This window comes from Acidiphilium cryptum JF-5, from assembly GCF_000016725.1.
Lineage (GTDB): Bacteria > Pseudomonadota > Alphaproteobacteria > Acetobacterales > Acetobacteraceae > Acidiphilium > Acidiphilium multivorum.
Genome location: NC_009484.1, coordinates 1,174,122 through 1,189,576, shown reverse-complemented (window position 1 = coordinate 1,189,576; position 15,455 = coordinate 1,174,122). Strand labels below are relative to the sequence as shown.

Sequence of the window (15,455 nt, the reverse complement as noted above, 5' to 3'; positions counted from 1 at the left end):
CAGCCATTCCACCTGCTTCCGGGCGCCGCGCGCCGAGTGACGATGCCCTTCGAGATGGGCCCCGTTCATCATCCGTCCATATCCCCGTCGTCCCGAAGGCGCAGCGGGGTCGGCGGACGGAATGCAGCCAGGCCCCTCTTGATGGTATGATGACTATGTGACATCTTCCCGGCACCGTAAATGCCATTCATAACGGCAGCGGACGGAGGAACGTTTCGTGACATCAGACCGAATTCCGCCTCGCGACGCCGCGACGGGCCCATGAGCAGGTCGATTGCCGCCGGCCTGCGGTATCCAAGGCTCGTGGGTTTCCTCGGCTTCTGCGTGGTCTTCGCCGCCCTCTGGGCCGGCGGGCTGGTCGCCACCGTCCGGCCGATCGGCGGGTCCGCCGCCGGCGACAGCCATCCCTCCGCCGGGCTGGCCTTCAAGCCGGACGCCTATGTCGCGCGGATCTGGGGAACGCGCGTGGTGCCGGACGCGCGGCGCGAAAGCGCCAATCTCGCCACCGTGCTCGCCGCGCTGGCGAAGGACAAGGGCGCGGCCCTGGCGCGGTACGGCCACAAGGTCGCCAGCACCTACAACATTCTGGTGCGCTTCACCGGCACGGTGGGCAGGGTGGATACCTCGTCGCCGATCGGGACGATGCGGGTGACCGTGGCGGGAGCGAGCCCGGTGGCCGTGAAGGTCGCGACCGGGCCGGTGATTCTTGGCACCACGCTGCGCGACGCGCTGAAGTTCATCAGCTTCGGCGAGTTCCTCAACCAGATCCAGTACGGCGACGTCGCCGACGCGCTCAACAGCCGCGTGGTGAAGACGGTCGTCGCGCCGCTCGACCTCGCGAAGCTGAAGGGGCGGAGCGTGACCGTCTACGGCGCCTGGACCTATGACGACGGCGATCCGTCCGACATCACGGTGACGCCGGTGATCATCGAGGCCGGAAAGGCGGGCGGATGAGCGCGCCGGTCTTCCAGGCCGAGAGCGTGACCAAGGCGTTTCCCGGCACGCTGGCGCTGGATCGCGTCGATTTCGCGGCCCATGCCGGTGCCGTGAACATCCTGGTCGGCGAGAACGGCGCCGGAAAGTCGACGCTGATGAAGATCATCGCCGGCGCCGAGCGGCCGACCGGCGGCCGCCTGCTGCTCGACGGCGAGCCGGTCAGCTTCGCCACGCCCTCGGAAGCGACGGCGAAAGGCATCGGCATCATCTACCAGGAACTCGATCTCTGCCCGAATCTTTCGGTGGCGGAGAACATCTTCCTCGGCCATGAGGCCGGCAAGGGCGCGCTGGTCGACCGCAAGCGGCAGATCGAGGTGGCGCGGCAGATCCTGCGCCGCCTCGATCACGACATCGACCCGAACCGCCTGGTCGGCGACCTGAGCGTGAGCCTGCAGCAGATCGTCGCCATCGCCAAGGCGCTGCGCCACGAGGTGCGGGTGCTGATCATGGACGAGCCGACCTCGGCGCTGTCCGCCGGCGAGGTGCGCACGCTGTTCAAGCTGATCCGCGACCTCAAGGCGCAGGGCGTCGCGATCATCTACATCTCGCACCGGATGGAGGAGCTTCTCGAGATCGGCGACTACATCACGGTGCTTCGCGACGGCCGGGTCGCCGCGCATGCGCCGATGCAGGGCATCGACATGGGCTGGATCCTGCACCGGATGCTCGGCGACACCACGCTCGACGTGCCGCATCACGGCAATGTTGCGACCGGGGCGCCGATCCTCGCGGTGGCCGGGCTGCGCTGCCCGCGCACGGAGAACGGCGTGTCGGTCGAGGGCGTGTCGCTCGAGGTGAGGCGCGGCGAGATCGTCGGCCTGTTCGGGCTGATGGGCGCGGGGCGGACGGAACTGCTCGAATGCCTGATGGGGCTGCACCCGGAATCGACCGGCGAGGTCGCGCTCGCCGGCGAGACGCTCGATCCGCGCCTCGGCCTCGACCAGCGGATCGCCCGCGGCATGATGCTGATCCCGGAGGACCGGCAGGCCGCGGGCATCGTGCAGACGATGACGCTGGGCGAGAACATCACCCTCGCCAATCTCGGGCAGTACGAAAACTTCGGCTGGCTGCAACGGAATTTCGGCGCGTCCGACATTGCCGCGACGATCCGCAACCTCGCGATCAAGGCGTTCTCGCCCACGCAGATGATCACCACGCTCTCCGGCGGCAACCAGCAGAAGGCGATCGTCGGCAAGGCGCTGCTGATCCGCCCGCAGCTGCTGCTGATGGACGAGCCCGGCCGTGGCATCGACGTGAAGGCGAAGGCGGAGATCTTCACCATCATGAACCGTCTCGCCGCCGAGGGCATCGGCATTCTCTTCGTCTCGTCCGAGGTGAAGGAGATCGTCGCCCTCGCGGACCGGACGATCGTGATGTCCGAAGGGCGCATCACGGCGGAATTCGCGCGCGGCGCCTATGACGAACAGGACCTCATGCGCGCCGCCGCCCGCGCGCGGGAGGCCGCATGAGCGGACAATCGGAACAGGTCGAGAGAATGAGCGAGACAGTCGAAACCTCTGCACCCGCCTCGGCCCCGGCGCTCGCGGCCCTGCTGCTGCGCTTCCGCGCCTTCGTCGCGCTGATCGTGATCATGGCGCTGTTCGCCTTTCTCTCGCCGGCGTTTCTCACCTGGTCGAACATCATCACCGTGCTGGTGCAGTCCTCGATCAACGGCCTGCTCGCGATCGGCATGACATTCGTCATCGTCTCCGGCGGGATCGACCTTTCGGTGGGCTCCATCGCCGGGCTTTGCGGCATGATCGTCGGCGCGCTGATCGATGTCGGGCTGCCGGTACCGTTCCTGGGCGTGGTGATCTACCCGCATGCCTGGGCGGCGGTCGCCATCGCGCTGGCCGCCGGCGCGCTGATCGGCGCGATCAACGGCTTCGTCATCACCAGGATGAAGGTCGCCCCCTTCATCGCGACACTCGGCATGCTCTACATCGCGCGCGGCATCGCCCTGCTCAGCAACAACGGTTCGACCTTTCCCTTCCTCGACGGGCACAAGGCGCTCGGCAACCGGGGCTTTCCCTGGCTCGGCAACGGGCTGCTGCTGCACATCCCGGTGCCGATCTGGCTGCTGGTGATCGCGAGCGTGGTGGCCACGGGCATCGCCGAGCGCACGAAGTTCGGCCGCCATGTCTACGCGATCGGCGGCAACGAGCGCGCGGCCGCGCTCTCCGGCGTGCGGGTGCTCGCGGTGCGCGCGCGGGTCTATGTGATTTCCGGCGTGCTGGCGGCGCTGGCGGGCATCGTCATCGCCGCGCAGCTCGACTCCGCGGGGGCGGCGGCCGGCACCGGCTACGAGCTGAACGCCATCGCCGCGGCGGTGCTCGGCGGCACGTCGCTGATGGGCGGCAAGGGAACGATCGGCGGCAGCGTGATCGGCGCGCTGGTGATCGCCGTGCTGGTCGACGGGCTGATCCTGCTCGGCGTGTCGGATTTCTGGCAGATGATCATTACGGGTTTCGTGATCGTGCTGGCGGTGGCGATCGATCAGGTGCAATTCCGCGGCGTGCGCATGCCCTGGGGCCGGCGCCGCGGCAAGGAGGTAACGCCCTGAACAGCGTTCAGGAAGTTGCGAACAATCAACGAGTTCAACAGCAAGCGGAGGAACTGACCATGAAACTGAAGACACTGCTCGGCCCGGCCTGCCTCGGCGCCGTGCTTGCCGCATCGGCGGCGCTGCCGGCCCATGCCGCGACCCAGCCGGCGATCCATTCGCAGAAGGGCAGCAACGGCAAGACGATCGCCATCTTCGTCCCCTCGCTCAGCAATCCGTTCTTCGTGGCGGAGGAAAAATTCGCCGCCGAGGAAGCGACGAAGCTCGGCTACGGCACGATGGTCGCGAGCCATAACGGCAATGCCTATACCCAGCTCAACCTGATCAAAACCGCGATCGCGCGCCACGTCGCCGCGATCATTCTCGACAATGCGGGCGCGGATTCGTCGATCTCGGCGGTGAAGCTCGCGACCAAGGCGGGCGTTCCGGTCTTCCTGATCGACCGCGAGATCAACGCCAAGGGCATCGCCAAGGCGCAGATCGTCTCCAACAACTTCCAGGGCGCGCAGCTGGAGGGGACGGAGTTCGCGAAGCTGATGGGCTACAAGGGCACCTATGTCGAGCTGACCGGCCTGCCGTCGGACACCAACGCCAAGGTCCGCTCGCAGGGTGTCGCCAGCGTGCTCAAGCATTTCTCCGGCATGAAGATGGTCGCCGTGCAGACCGCCGACTGGTCGCAGTCGAAGGGCTTCCAGGTGACGCAGACGCTGCTCGAGGCGCATCCGCACATCAAGGGCCTGATCGCCGACAACGACACGATGGCGATGGGTGCTGAAGCGGCGCTGCTCGCGGCCCACAAGCCGAACGTGATCGTCACCGGCTTCGATGGCAGTCCGGACGTGATCAATTCGATTCGCAAGGGCCAGATCAAGGCCGACGTGCTGCAGCCGATCGCGACCTTCTCGCGCGAGGCGGTGATCGAGGCGGACAAATACATCCGCACCGGCAAGACCGGCAAGCCTGAGAAGCAGGAGCTGAACTGCACGCTGATCACCAAGGCGAATGTCGGCGACTACACCAACTGGGCGATGAAATCGAAATCCTGAGCTGGCGGCTCGGCAACCACCCGGCGGCCCTTCGCGGGGCCGCCGGCAAAAATCGATCTGAACACCGACGGAACGGGGCGGCGAATGCTCAACGGGGCGCTGATCGGCTGCGGCTTCTTCGCGCAGAACCAGCTTCGGGCCTGGGCGGAGGCCGGCGATGCCGGCATCGTCGCCCTGTGCGACCGGGATGCGGCGCGGCTTGCGGCAACCGCGGCGCGCTTCGGCATCGCCCGCACCTATGACGACGCGGCGGAGATGCTCGCCCGCGAGCGGCCCGACTTCGTCGACATCGCGACCACGGTGGCCTCCCACGTGCCGCTGGTGACGCTGGCGGCGCGCGCCGGCGTGCCGGTGATCTGCCAGAAGCCGTTCACCGAAACGCTTGCCGAGGCGGCGGAGCTGGTCGAGACTTGCCGGCGGGCGGGCGTGAAGCTGATGGTGCACGAGAATTTCCGCTGGCAGGCGCCGATCCGCGCGGTGCGCCGCGTGCTCGATGAAGGCGAGATCGGCCAGCCGTTCTGGGCGCGCATCGCCTTCCGCTCGGCCTATGACGTGTATGCCGGACAGCCCTATCTGGCCGAGGGATCGCGCTTCATCATCCAGGATCTCGGCATACACCTGCTCGATGTCGCGCGGTTTCTGTTTGGCGAGGTGACGACCCTGGCGGCGCGGACCCAGCGGGTGAATCCCCGCATCGCCGGCGAGGACGTGGCGACGATGATGCTCGGCCACGCGGCGGGGGTGACGACGGTCGTCGATTGCAGCTACGCCAGCGCGCAGGAGCGCGAGCTGTTTCCGCAGAGCCTGATCGAGATCGACGGGGCGCGCGGCACGCTCCGGCTCGGCGCCGATTACGAACTCGTCGTGCACGCCGATGGCGCGACGCGGCGCGAGACCGTCGCCCCCGACGAGGCGCGCTGGGGACCGGCGCCCTGGCACGGCATTCAGCACAGCGTGTTCGACATCCAGGAGCATTTCATCGCGTGCCTGCGCGGCGGGCGCGAACCGGAAACCTCGGGGGCGGACAATCTCCGCACCCTCGCGCTGGTCGAGGCGGCCTATCTGTCGGCGCAGCGCGGCGGCGCGCCGGTCGATCCCGCCGCGCTCGTGGCGGCGGCGCGGGACGAGGCCGGGGGCTGACCCGAAAGGGGAGGAGACTGGCTCGGGCGCGGTCGCCGGCTGCCGCGGAGGTTGTCAGCCGGTGGCGAGCGGCGCCTCTCCCATGCGGCTCAACGCGGCGAATACCGAACGAACCGGCCCGGACCAGTCGCCGAGATGCTCCTGGCGATGAAGGGTGATCGAGTCGTACCATGGCGTATCGGTCCGGCCGAGCAGCCAGCGCCAGTCGCACGAAGCCGAAAGCAGAACGTGACACGGCTTGCCCATCGCGCCGGCCAGATGGGCGATCGACGTGTCGACGGTCACGAGGCCGTCGAGATGGTGAAGGATGCCGGCGGTGGCGCCGAAGTCGGTGATCCGGGATGCCAGGCTGTCGATCTCGTAGTCCGCGCATCGCGCGCCAAGCTGCAGCGCGACGAAGCGCACTCCGGGGAGATCGAACAGGCTGGAGAGTGCGCCGGGCGGCAACGAGCGTCGCCGGTCGTTGTTGTGGCCGGGGTTGCCGGCCCAGACCAGTCCGAAGACCCGTTCGCCACGGCGCGGCGCGAGATCGGCGAAGCGCGCGATTTCGGCCTCCGGCGCCGCGAGATAGCCGCCGGACGCCGGGATCGCGGACGGCGTGAGGCGAAGGACATGAGGCAGGCTCATCTGGTCGATCGCGCAGTCGACATCGGCGGGCGCCGGATCATCGAGCCGGCAAAGGCCGATGCCGAGATGCGCGAACAGCGGGAACAGCGGCGCATGGCAGGCGAGGGTGACGCGGCGCGCCTGCGCGGCCAGCGCGGGCAGGAAGCGCGCGAACATGATCGTATCGCCCAGGCCCTGTTCCGCGCGGACGAGCAGGTGGCGGCCGGCCAGCGATTCGCCGCGCCAGACGGGTGCGGGCAGGCGGTCGAAATGCGGGCCATAGATCGGATGACGCTTGCGCCATTCATACGCCTCGAACCCGGTCGCGAAATCGCCGGACAGCAGGGCGGCGACGCCGCGGTTCCATTGCGCCACGGCGAAATCGGGATCGAGCGCGATGGCCCGGTCGCACAATGCGATGGCTTCCGCCGTATCGCCACGGATGGTGCGCAGCACGGCCAGGCTGGCCAGCGCCTCCCGCAGGTCGGGATTGATTTCGAGTGCCGCGCGCAGGTCGGCCTCGCCCTCATCGATCCGATCTAGCCCGATCAGCGCGTTGCCGCGGTTGAGCAAGGCCCCCGCATGGCCGGGCTGCGCGGCGAGCACCAGATTGAAGAGGTCGATGGCGGGGCCCGGCTTGCCGAGCGCCGAGAGTGCTGAGCCAAGGGTGAACCGTGCGTGGTCGCAGCCCGGATCCAGCGCCAGGGCCAGGGCCGCGCAGCGCGCCGCCTCGGCGTTGGCGCCGGCCGCCAGATGGGCCGCGGCCAGTCCGGCCTGCGCCGGCGCGAAGCCCGGCCGCAGCCTTACCGCCTCGGCATAGGCTGTGACCGCGCCCGCCGCATCGCCGCGGTCGATCCGCACCGCGCCGGCGACCATCCATCCCTCCGCCAGGTTCGGCATGGCGGCGCAGGCGGCAGAGGCGTCGCGTTCCGCGGCATCGAGCGCGCCGAGCGACCAGAGCGCCAGCGCCCGGTTGGCGAGCGCCGCGGGAAAGCCGGGCAGGACCTCGAGCACGCCGGTGAAGCATGCCGCCGCTTCGGCGTAATTGCCGCTCCCATGGGCCGCGAGCCCTCCGGCGAAAAGCTGTTCGGGCGAGGCGGAGGACGCGAGCACATTCTGATCCATGCCCGCAGCTTAAAGAGATGAGCTTAACGAAACCTTACGGGCGCCGCCCGCCGGCGCGGTTCAGCGGTCGGCGACCGCGGTGCCGTAATCCTGCAGCTGCGGCGCGTGTCCTTCGGCCAAGGCGGTGAGGCTCGCCGGCACGTCGCCGATCTGCTCGGCATAGATCCAGCTGTCGGCCAGCACCTGCTGGACGAAGCGGCGGGTGGCCGCGTTCGGGATCGATTCGATGAAGATCAGCGGATCGCCGCCGTCCTTGATCGTGTCGACCCATTTCGACGCGGCGACCGGACCGGCATTGTAGCTGGCCAGAATGTCGAGCAGGTTGCGCTTCACGTCGGGCTGGGCCGCCAGGTAGCGCAGATAGGACTGGCCGAGCGCGAGGTTGGCCGCCGGATCGTCCAGCCGGTCGGCGATGCCGTAGCGGTGCGCCATCGCGAGCGCGGTCGCCGGCATCAGCTGCATCAACCCGCGCGCGCCGACCACGGAAACGGCGCGCGGGTTGAAGCCGGATTCGGTGCGGGCGAGCGCATAGACCAGCGCGGGATCGACGCTGAATCCGCCGGCCGGATGCAGGGCGGGCAGGGGCAGCTTCACCCCGGCAATTTCGTTGCCCGGCAGGACGCGGGTGAGCGCCACCGCGACATCGATCAGCCCGGCGCGGGCGGCGACGCGCAGTGCCGCGCGGCCGAGATTGGGATCGGACTTGATCTGCGGCCACAGGCTGCGCAGGGCGAGCGCCGCATCGCTGTCGCGGCCGACCTGCAGCAGCGCGAAGGCGAGGGCGCCTTCCGGCTGCGCCGCGACCGCCTCGACATCGGCTTCGGACAGGCTGGCGGCAAGGCTGCTGCCGCCGAGATCCCGGCCGAGCAGCCGTCCGGCGAGCATGCCGTAGAACGTGCCCGAATTGTTCGCCGCCTTGCCGAGCCAGGCGAGATAGGCGTCGGCCTGCCCAAGGCGGAGTGCCGCGCGCGCGGCCCAGAAGGCGCCGGCGGCGTGCCGGTCGGGCCCGCAATCGGGCGATTCGGCGGCGTGCTCGAAGAAGGGCAGCGCCTCGGACATCCGGCCCAGCCGCCAGGCGGCGAGGCCGGCGACGAAATCCGGGTCCCACACCCGGTTGCCGCCTTCCTTGGCCGCGGCGGCGGCGATCGAAAGGGCCTGTTCGTAATCGCCGCGGTCGAAGACCTGACGGGCGACGATCGCGCGCAGCGCCGCGCCTTGGGCGAAGGAGATATGATTGTCGTTCCGGATCAGGCCGATGGCGCGGCCGCTCTCGCCGCTGCCGCTCAGGCGCTGCACATATCCGGCAAGGCGCATCGGCACCCGGACTCCTCCGGCCGGCGGCGTCGCCGCGCCGGTGGGGACGATTTCGGGCTCCGGCAGGTAGTCGACCGTTGCGGGCGGCATGTGGCCCCCGCGCGGCAACCGCTTGGCCAGCAGCGCGCGGATGCGGTTCGTGCCGGGCTGGCCGCCATAGGCCTTGAGCCAGGCCTCGAGTTCATGCGGCGTCGAATGGTGATAGGGGCCGAGATAGAGCTGCGCCTGCACCTGGCCCATCAGCATGTCGTTGTCGAGCCGGTGGATCAGCGCCGCCGCCTCGGCCACGCGCCCCGCGGCCTGATCGGCGAAGATCCGGCGATACAGCGTCACGTCGCTCGGCGCGAGCGGGCGGGCGAGCACCACCTCGGCGCCGTTCGCCGGCGTCGAGCGCGGGATCGCATACGCTACGGATTCCGGGCGCGATGCAGCGCCCTGCTTGTCGGTCGAAGGCCCCCTGAGTCCGGCCGGCGCCGCATGTGCGATCGCGGGCATACCGACGGACAACGCCGCCGTGACGATGCACGCCCGGGCGACGCTTAGGCGGGAGAGCTTTTTAACGGCCCCTCGCATGACCGTTCGGCTACACGCCAAATTCCCGGCTGGGCAAGCTCTCCAAGAGGGCAAAATTCTAAAAAAATATACAAAACAAGGAAAACCGCAGGACTTGCGGCCGAATAATTTTCAACTTTTCGTGATGTCTTGTGAATTTCGCATGTCAGCATCGCGCAAGATGCGGGATTCGACACATTCGCGCCGCAATTCCAGAAGGTCCGCCCAGGCGAGGCGCTTCGCGGCGGGCTGCCGCAGCAGGTAGGCGGGATGGTAGGTCGGCAGGGCGCGCAGCGTCTGGTCGAGCCCCTCGATGGTCACCTCCCGCCACTTGCCGCGCAGCCGGGTGATGCCGTCCTTGCCGCCGATCAGCGCGCGCACCGCGACGGCGCCGAGCAGCACCAGCCGTTCCGGCCGCACCAGGGCGATGTGGCGGTGCAGAAACGGCAGGCATTGCGCGATTTCGGTATCCGACGGCGTGCGGTTCCCCGGCGGCCGCCAGGGCACGACGTTGACGATGCGCACGGTGCCGCGGTCGAGGCCGATGCTGCCGAGCATCTTGTCGAGCAACTGGCCGGCGGGGCCGACGAAGGGCCGGCCGATGCGGTCTTCCTCGCCGCCCGGCGCCTCGCCGATGATCATGATCCGCGCATCCTCGGCGCCGTCCGCGAAGACGAGCTGCGTCGCCGTGCGCTTGAGCGCGCACTGGTCGAAAGCATCGAGGGCGGCGCGCAATTCGGCGAGCGAGGCGGCGCCGGGCGCGGACGGGGCGGTGGGAAGCCGCACGACGGTGCCCGGCGCGGCTGGTGCGGGCGAGGCCGGGCGGTGTTGCGGCGATGCCGCCGCGCGGTCGGGCGGCGTTTCCAGCAGCGCCTCGTCCGCGCCCCATTCGGCCTGCAGCGCCAGGGCGGCGAGCAGGGCGGCGCGGCTGTCTCCCGTCATCTCTCCGCCTTGAGCGTTCATGGTCCGATTTGCGCCCGGGGCCGGGTTTTGCGCAATGCCGCGAGCTTCCCTATACGTTAATCGAAGCGCAGGAGGAATCGCATGTCAGACACAGTGCCGCCCCGGGAATCCATGGAATTCGACGTCGTCGTGGTCGGCGCCGGCCCGGCCGGCCTGTCGGCGGCGATCAGGCTGAAACAGATCAACGCCGAGCTTTCGGTCTGCGTCGTCGAAAAAGGCGGCGAGGTCGGCGCGCATATTCTCTCCGGCTGCGTGCTGGAACCGCGCGCGATGACCGAATTGCTGCCCGACGCCGATATCGGCGCGATCGAGTTCTCGGCGAAGGCGGGCGAGGACCGTTTCCTGTTCCTCACCGAAACCGGCAGCCACCGCATGCCGACGCCGCCGCAGATGAACAATCACGGCAATTTCGTCGTCAGCCTCGGCAATGTGGTCCGCTTCCTGGGCGCGAAGGCGGAGGAGCTCGGCGTCGAGATCTATCCCGGCTTCGCCGCGGCGGAGCTGCTGGTCGAGGAGGGCCGCGTCGCCGGCATCGCCACCGGCGACATGGGGATCGGCAAGGACGGCCAGCCCACCGCGCAATACCAGCGCGGGATGGAACTGCGCGCGACATATACGGTGTTCGCCGAGGGCTGCCGCGGCTCGCTCGGCAAGCAGCTGATGTCCCGCTTCGGCCTGCGCGACGGGGTCGATCCGCAGACCTACGGCATCGGCATCAAGGAACTCTGGGAGGTGCCGGCGGAGCACCACAATCCCGGCATGGTCATGCACACGATCGGCTGGCCGCTCGATACCAAAACCTATGGCGGCTCGTTCCTCTACCATCTGGGCGGCAACCTGATGGCCTACGGGTTCGTCATCGGACTCGACTACGAGAACCCCTATCTCTCGCCCTTCGAGGAGATGCAGCGCTTCAAGACCCACAAGGCGATCCGTCCCTATTTCGAGGGCGCGAAGCGCATCTCCTACGGCGCGCGGGCGCTGAACGAGGGCGGGTTCCAGTCGATCCCCCGGCTCGCCTTTCCCGGCGGCGTGCTGGTCGGCTGCGAGGCGGGATTCCTCAACGTGCCCAAGATCAAGGGCACCCACACCGCGATGAAATCCGGCATGCTCGCCGCCGAGGCGATCGCCGAGGCGCTGTCCGGCAGCCGCCCCGCGACACTCGACGCCTTCCCCGAGAAGGTGCGCGCCTCCTGGCTCTGGCCCGAGCTTCAGGCGGTGCGCAACATCCGCCCCGGCTTCGCGAAATTCGGCATGTGGGGCGGGCTGATCAACGCCGCGTTCGAAACCTACGTCACCCGCGGCAAGTCGCCCTGGACGCTGCGCAACCACGCCGACAACACCGCGCTGAAGCCCGCCCGCGACGCAACCCCCATCGCCTATCCGAAGCCCGATGGCGCGCTCACCTTCGACCGGCTGAGTTCGGTCTTCATCTCCAACACCAATCACGAGGAAAACCAGCCGGCGCATCTCACGCTGCTCGACCCGGCGAAGGCGATTTCGGTGAACTGGGCCGAATACCGCAGCCCGGAGACGCGCTACTGCCCGGCCGGCGTCTACGAGATCGTCGGCGCCGAGGCGGGCGATCCGAAGCTGCAGATCAACGCGCAGAACTGCGTGCACTGCAAGACCTGCGACATCAAGGACCCGACGCAGAACATCAACTGGGTGGTGCCCGAGGGCGCCGGCGGCCCGGCCTATCCGGGCGGGATGTGAGCATGGAGGCGGCGTGCTCCATCCGCGCCGCCGGCGAGGCCGACCTTGCCGCCGTGGCGCGGATCACCGCGGCGGCCTACGGGCCGTATGTCGCCGAATTCGGCGCGCCGCCCGTGCCGATGACCGACGATCACGCCGCCAGGATCGCCCGCGGCGAAACCTTCCTCGCCGAGATCGCGCATGATCCGGTCGGCCTCGTCAGCCTCGAACTGCACGATGACCATGCGCTGGTGTTCAGCGTCGCGGTCGATCCGCCGTCGCAGGGCAGGGGCCTTGCCGGCGCGCTGCTACGCTTTGCCGAGACCCGCGCGCGCGGCGCGGGGCGGCGCGAACTCCGGCTCTATACCAACGCCCGCATGACGCGGAACATCGCCATCTACCTGGCGCACGGGTTTCGCGAGACCGGCCGCCGCCCGCACCCGCACCGCGCCGGCTGGACGCTGGTGGACATGGCCAAGACCCTCGATCGTCCCTGACCGGCCCGACCCGTGCCGCCGATTTGCAAAATCCCGCCATTGGCCCGATAGGCAGACGCCATGAACGGAGCAGACCTGCGGATCGGCATTGCCGGCATCACCGGCCGGATGGGCAAGCTGCTGGCCGAGGCCGTGCCGCTGGCCGGCGCCACGCTGGCCGGCGGCATCGGCCGCGACGGTGACCTCGCCGCCCTCGCGCGCGAAAGCGATGTGGTGATCGACTTCACCGTGGCCGCCACGGTCAGCCGCCATGCCGGCATCCTCGCCGCAGCCGGCACGCCCTGGGTGCTCGGCACCACCGGATTCGATCCGGCCGCCGAGGCCGACATCGCCGATGCGGCCGCGCGGATTCCGGTTTTTCAGGCGGCGAATTTCGCGCCGGGCGTGAACCTGGTGATCGCGCTGGCCGAGCGCCTCGGCGCCACGCTCGCCGCCGAGACCCACGACGCCGAAATCCTCGAGATGCACCACCGCCAGAAGATCGACGCGCCCTCCGGCACCGCGCTGGCGATCGGTGCTGCGGTGGCGCGGGGCAGGGGCGTCGACCTTGCGGCGGTGAAGGACTCCGGGCGCGATGGCCATACCGGCAAGCGCGAGACCGGCGCCATCGGCTTTGCCGCCCTGCGCGGCGGGCAGATCGTCGGCAGCCACAGCGCGATCTTCACCAGCGCCGTCGAGCAGATCACGCTCACCCACCACGCGCTCGACCGGCGGATTTTCGCCGAAGGGGCGGTCCGCGCCGCGCTGTGGCTGGCCGGCCGCGCGCCCGGGCGCTACGGCATGCGCGACCTGCTCGGCCTGTAGCCGCGCCGCCCCTTGTCTTGACCCCCGGGCGCGATTGCGCCATGCCCCGGCACGCTCCGGCATTCGGCCGGCGCCGCCGCCCGGCCCGGGCACGACGTCTTCGCGACAAGAGGAGAAATCCATGCGCGACAAAGGTGACTACCTGTTCACCTCGGAATCGGTCTCCGAGGGCCACCCCGACAAGGTTGCCGACCGGATTTCGGACACGGTGCTCGACGCCTTCCTGGCGGCGGATCCCTATGCGCGCGTCGCCTGCGAAACGCTGGTGACGACCAACCGCATCGTGCTCGCCGGCGAAACCCGCGGCCCCTCGACCATCACCCGCGAATATCTCGCCCATCTCGCCCGCCTCGCCGTGCATGACATCGGCTACGAGCAGGAAGGCTTCTCCTGGCGCGACGCGAAGATCGACGTGCTGCTGCACGAGCAGTCGGTCGATATCGCCGTCGGCGTCGACGCCGCCGGCAACAAGGACGAGGGCGCGGGCGACCAGGGCATCATGTTCGGCTATGCCTGCTCCGAGACCGACGCGCTGATGCCGGCGCCGATCTATTACGCCCACCTGATCCTCCGCCGCATGACCGAGCTGCGCAAGATCGGCGATGCCCGCGCCGCCGGCCTGCTGCCGGACGCCAAGAGCCAGGTCACCCTGCGCTATGCCGATGGCAAGCCGGTCGGCACCACCTCGATCGTGGTCTCGACCCAGCACGAGGACGGGATGAGCCAGGACGAGATCAAGGCGATGCTCCGCCCGCTCGTCACCGAGCTGCTGCCCGATGGCTGGATGTGCCCGGACGATCAGTTTTACGTGAACCCGACGGGCAAGTTCGTCATCGGCGGGCCGGACGGCGATTGCGGCCTGACCGGGCGCAAGATCATCGTCGACACCTATGGCGGCGCGGCCCCGCATGGCGGCGGCGCCTTCTCCGGCAAGGACCCGACCAAGGTCGACCGTTCCGCCGCCTACATGTGCCGCTACCTCGCGAAGAACGTGGTCGCCGCCGGCCTCGCCACCCGCTGCACCATCCAGGTCAGCTACGCGATCGGCGTGTCGCACCCGCTTTCGGTCTATGTCGACATGCACGGCACCGAGCGGGACGTCGATCACGCCAGGCTCGAAACCGTGCTGCGCGAACTGGTGAACCTCACCCCGCGCGGCATCCGCGAGCATCTGCACCTCAACCGGCCGATCTACGTGCCGACCTCCGCCTACGGCCATTTCGGCCGCGAGCCGGACGACCGGCTGGGCACCTTCACCTGGGAGAAGACCGACCTCGCGCCGGCGCTGAAGGCCGCGTTTGGCCGCTGAGGAGACGGTTGAGGAGACGGCGGGCGGCAAGGCGCTGAAGCCGCCGCCCGACCGGCTCTATGGCCGCGCCCGCGGCCACGCGCTGCGGGCGCGCCAGGAGGAGCTGATCGAGACGTTGCTGCCGCGCCTGCGCTGGCCGGAGCGGAACTTCGCCATCGCGCCGAAGGAACTCTGGCTCGAGGTCGGCGCCGGCGGGTTTGAGCATGCCGAGGCGATCGCCGCGGCCAATCCCGAAATCGGCCTTGTCGCCTGCGAGGTGTTCGTCAACTGCATCGCCTCGCTGCTCTCGCGCCTCGCCCCCGAGGGTGTCGAGCCGACAATCCCGCCCAACCTGCGCGTGCACGACGACGACGCCCGCGCCCTGCTGCGCACCCTGCCGGCGGGATCGGTCTCGCGCCTGTTCCTGATGTTCCCCGATCCCTGGCCGAAGGCGCGCCACGCGAAGCGGCGGTTCGTCCATCCGGCGATCCTCGCCGAGGTCGCCCGCGTGCTCCGGCCGGGCGGGCTGTGGCGGATCGCCAGCGACGACCCGACCTATCAACAATGGGTTGAGGAAGTATTTTCTAACGCAGAGGCATTTTCTTTGTTAAGTAAATCCGGAATTCGCCCCCCGGACTGGCCGCCGACCCGATATGAAGCCAAGGCCATCAAGGCAGGGCGCCAGCCGCACTACTGGACATTTGTTGTAAAATAGCCTGTCAATTCGACGTTTTACGACCTCCGGGCTGTTGACAGATCAGGTATGCAGGATAAAACCGGAATGTGACGTGCGGTTGCCACGATATAACCGGGGTCAGCACACCGTAAGATCCTCGTGTTAGTAGAATGCGGACCGCGCCTGATCG

Annotated in this window: 13 protein-coding genes; 10 read left to right on the top strand and 3 right to left on the bottom strand. The window is 68.9% G+C overall.

Annotated features, from left to right (window positions below; translation table 11 throughout):
* Positions 1 to 261: 261 nt before the first annotated feature.
* From ACRY_RS07775 to ACRY_RS07755, 5 genes are all read left to right on the top strand, one after another.
* Complete coding sequence (locus ACRY_RS07775) at positions 262 to 954, top strand: DUF2291 domain-containing protein (RefSeq protein ID WP_043509129.1); 693 nt, start codon at positions 262 to 264, stop codon at positions 952 to 954.
* Entirely contained in the window at positions 951 to 2,465 is a 1,515-nt protein-coding gene (locus ACRY_RS07770) for a sugar ABC transporter ATP-binding protein (RefSeq protein WP_011941963.1), read from the top strand. Before ACRY_RS07775 ends, ACRY_RS07770 begins: the two co-directional genes overlap by 4 nt.
* A complete protein-coding gene (locus ACRY_RS07765; RefSeq protein ID WP_007423171.1) occupies positions 2,462 to 3,559 on the top strand; it encodes an ABC transporter permease in 1,098 nt (365 codons plus the stop codon). The genes ACRY_RS07770 and ACRY_RS07765 overlap by 4 nt, the downstream gene beginning before the upstream one ends.
* A 59-nt stretch (positions 3,560 to 3,618) precedes the next feature.
* A complete protein-coding gene (locus tag ACRY_RS07760) occupies positions 3,619 to 4,605 on the top strand; it encodes a D-ribose ABC transporter substrate-binding protein (protein ID WP_007423172.1) in 987 nt (328 codons plus the stop codon).
* Between the two features lie 84 nt (positions 4,606 to 4,689).
* Positions 4,690 to 5,745: a Gfo/Idh/MocA family protein gene (locus ACRY_RS07755; RefSeq protein ID WP_011941962.1), complete on the top strand. Its 1,056-nt coding sequence runs from the start codon at positions 4,690 to 4,692 to the stop codon at positions 5,743 to 5,745.
* Positions 5,746 to 5,799: 54 nt separating this feature from the next.
* Here the strand turns inward: ACRY_RS07755 and ACRY_RS07750 are convergent, their stop codons facing one another.
* From ACRY_RS07750 to ACRY_RS07740, 3 genes are all read right to left on the bottom strand, one after another.
* Positions 5,800 to 7,476, bottom strand: a complete 1,677-nt coding sequence (locus ACRY_RS07750; RefSeq protein WP_011941961.1) for a tetratricopeptide repeat protein — start codon at positions 7,474 to 7,476, stop codon at positions 5,800 to 5,802.
* 60 nt (positions 7,477 to 7,536) lie between these two features.
* Positions 7,537 to 9,285 carry a lytic transglycosylase domain-containing protein gene (locus ACRY_RS20390; RefSeq protein WP_007423168.1) on the bottom strand — a complete coding sequence of 583 codons (1,749 nt, stop codon included), beginning with the start codon at positions 9,283 to 9,285 and terminating at the stop codon, positions 7,537 to 7,539.
* A 189-nt stretch (positions 9,286 to 9,474) separates the two neighbouring features.
* The gene (locus tag ACRY_RS07740) at positions 9,475 to 10,305 is read right to left on the bottom strand and encodes a uracil-DNA glycosylase (protein ID WP_011941959.1); all 831 of its coding nucleotides are present in this window, start codon (positions 10,303 to 10,305) and stop codon (positions 9,475 to 9,477) included.
* Between the two features lie 81 nt (positions 10,306 to 10,386).
* Here ACRY_RS07740 and ACRY_RS07735 point away from each other — a divergent pair, with 81 nt between their 5' ends.
* The 5 genes from ACRY_RS07735 to trmB all read left to right on the top strand — a co-directional run bounded on the left by ACRY_RS07735 (position 10,387) and on the right by trmB (position 15,304).
* A complete protein-coding gene (locus ACRY_RS07735; protein WP_011941958.1) occupies positions 10,387 to 12,021 on the top strand; it encodes an electron transfer flavoprotein-ubiquinone oxidoreductase in 1,635 nt (544 codons plus the stop codon).
* Between the two features lie 2 nt (positions 12,022 to 12,023).
* Positions 12,024 to 12,497, top strand: coding sequence for a GNAT family N-acetyltransferase (locus ACRY_RS07730; protein ID WP_007422806.1), 474 nt, complete (start codon positions 12,024 to 12,026; stop codon positions 12,495 to 12,497).
* A 60-nt stretch (positions 12,498 to 12,557) separates the two neighbouring features.
* Positions 12,558 to 13,301, top strand: a complete 744-nt coding sequence (gene dapB / locus ACRY_RS07725) for a 4-hydroxy-tetrahydrodipicolinate reductase (protein ID WP_011941957.1) — start codon at positions 12,558 to 12,560, stop codon at positions 13,299 to 13,301.
* Between the two features lie 121 nt (positions 13,302 to 13,422).
* Positions 13,423 to 14,610, top strand: coding sequence for a methionine adenosyltransferase (metK, locus tag ACRY_RS07720; RefSeq protein ID WP_011941956.1), 1,188 nt, complete (start codon positions 13,423 to 13,425; stop codon positions 14,608 to 14,610).
* On the top strand, positions 14,600 to 15,304 hold the full coding sequence (gene trmB / locus ACRY_RS07715; protein WP_011941955.1) for a tRNA (guanine(46)-N(7))-methyltransferase TrmB: 705 nt from the start codon (positions 14,600 to 14,602) through the stop codon (positions 15,302 to 15,304). Before metK ends, trmB begins: the two co-directional genes overlap by 11 nt.
* The last annotated feature ends 151 nt before the right edge of the window (positions 15,305 to 15,455 follow it).

Coding starts and splice junctions, on each gene's coding strand:
- ACRY_RS07775 (WP_043509129.1), top strand. CDS start 262: ATGAGCAGGTCGATTGCCGCCGGCCTGCGGTATCCAAGGCTCGTGGGT.
- ACRY_RS07770 (WP_011941963.1), top strand. CDS start 951: ATGAGCGCGCCGGTCTTCCAGGCCGAGAGCGTGACCAAGGCGTTTCCC.
- ACRY_RS07765 (WP_007423171.1), top strand. CDS start 2,462: ATGAGCGGACAATCGGAACAGGTCGAGAGAATGAGCGAGACAGTCGAA.
- ACRY_RS07760 (WP_007423172.1), top strand. CDS start 3,619: ATGAAACTGAAGACACTGCTCGGCCCGGCCTGCCTCGGCGCCGTGCTT.
- ACRY_RS07755 (WP_011941962.1), top strand. CDS start 4,690: ATGCTCAACGGGGCGCTGATCGGCTGCGGCTTCTTCGCGCAGAACCAG.
- ACRY_RS07750 (WP_011941961.1), bottom strand. CDS start 7,476: ATGGATCAGAATGTGCTCGCGTCCTCCGCCTCGCCCGAACAGCTTTTC.
- ACRY_RS20390 (WP_007423168.1), bottom strand. CDS start 9,285: ATGCCCGCGATCGCACATGCGGCGCCGGCCGGACTCAGGGGGCCTTCG.
- ACRY_RS07740 (WP_011941959.1), bottom strand. CDS start 10,305: ATGAACGCTCAAGGCGGAGAGATGACGGGAGACAGCCGCGCCGCCCTG.
- ACRY_RS07735 (WP_011941958.1), top strand. CDS start 10,387: ATGTCAGACACAGTGCCGCCCCGGGAATCCATGGAATTCGACGTCGTC.
- ACRY_RS07730 (WP_007422806.1), top strand. CDS start 12,024: ATGGAGGCGGCGTGCTCCATCCGCGCCGCCGGCGAGGCCGACCTTGCC.
- dapB (WP_011941957.1), top strand. CDS start 12,558: ATGAACGGAGCAGACCTGCGGATCGGCATTGCCGGCATCACCGGCCGG.
- metK (WP_011941956.1), top strand. CDS start 13,423: ATGCGCGACAAAGGTGACTACCTGTTCACCTCGGAATCGGTCTCCGAG.